The organism is Bradyrhizobium sp., from assembly GCF_016462955.1.
GTDB lineage: Bacteria > Pseudomonadota > Alphaproteobacteria > Rhizobiales > Xanthobacteraceae > Bradyrhizobium.
Map to the genome: position 1 here is coordinate 9,255 of NZ_JAEMSD010000001.1, position 1,173 is coordinate 10,427.

The following is a 1,173-nucleotide window of genomic DNA, read 5'->3' on the forward strand; positions in this document are numbered from 1 at the left end:
GCGCACGACTGAAGCGCTCTCGCTGGATTTTCTGGGGAGAACGCCCTCGTGCTCACATCGGGGGGAAGGGATGGGTCCAGCGCCTTTTGATGGGCCCGATCTCCACGGCCGAAGCGATTGTCGGCATCGGTGACGCTGCAAGGCGCATCTATCAGGGCCAGTTTCCCGGTCAACAGACTTTCAACATTCCCTATCACTGCGACATCGAAGAATTTCACCGCATCGAGCGGCCCAAACGGTCGGAAGGCCCGCTGACATTCCTGTTCTGTGGCCAGATGATCGCGCGCAAGGGGCTCGATGTCCTGCTCGCAGCTTTCGATCGCCTGGTGCTGTCGGGACAGGACGCGACGCTGCGTCTCGTCGGCCGGGAAGCCGAACTTCCCGAGATGCTGCGCCAGGTCGATGCGAAAACAAAAGCTCGAATTGAGTATCTCGGCTTTCAACCTCCCGAGCGGCTGCCCGAGTTCTTCGCCGGCAACGACGTCTTCGTGCTGCCGAGCCGGCATGACGGCTGGGGCGTCGTCGTGAACCAGGCGTTGGCCACAGGGATCCCGGTGATCTGCTCCGACAACGTCGGTGCAGCCATGGATCTGGTAAAGCCGGGCGTCAACGGTCTTCTCGTCAAGGCGGGAGATGTCGACAGCCTTGCCGCTGCTCTTCGACAAGTGGCGGAAAGGCCGGCGGTGCTCGACGAGTGGAGCAGGAATGCGCGGGAAACGTCGCGCGACCTGAGTCCCGAAGCTGGTGCCGAGAAATGGGTCCGCGTGTTCGACAGCTTGGCGCAAAGCCGGAACGATCGGTCGTAGGAAGCGGGCCTGGACGCATTCATGAAGATACTGTTGGTGAGCAGCGGATCCGGTTCGCGCGGTGGCGGCGAGATCTTTCTCCTCTATCTCGGTCGCGCGCTGGCAGCCCGCGGCCATTCGATCATGACGTGGATGCCGACGCATCGCCGGATGGACGAGCTTGCGTCGCAATGCGCGGAATTCTCCGAGGTGATCCGGGCCGATTACGTCAACACTTACGATCATCAGTCACGGTCGCTGGCCACGCTGTTCAATGCGAAGCAGACCCGCGCGATCGCAAGTCAATGGCGCGCACTCGCGCCGGATGTCGTTCACGTCAACAAGCAGAATCTGGAAGATGGGCTCGATCTACTGCGCGCGGCGCGCA

General features: G+C 62.0%; 2 protein-coding genes. Both read left to right on the forward strand.

Annotation, left to right across the window (positions count from 1 at the left end):
• The first annotated feature begins 89 nt into the window (after window positions 1-89).
• A complete protein-coding gene (locus tag JHD07_RS00050; protein WP_291617782.1) occupies window positions 90-806 on the forward strand; it encodes a glycosyltransferase family 4 protein in 717 nt (238 codons plus the stop codon).
• A 21-nt stretch (window positions 807-827) separates the two neighbouring features.
• The coding region (locus tag JHD07_RS00055) for a glycosyltransferase (protein WP_291617783.1) at window positions 828-1,173 on the forward strand (346 nt) is incomplete at its 3' end.

Coding starts and splice junctions, on each gene's coding strand:
- JHD07_RS00050 (WP_291617782.1), top strand. CDS start 90: ATGGGCCCGATCTCCACGGCCGAAGCGATTGTCGGCATCGGTGACGCT.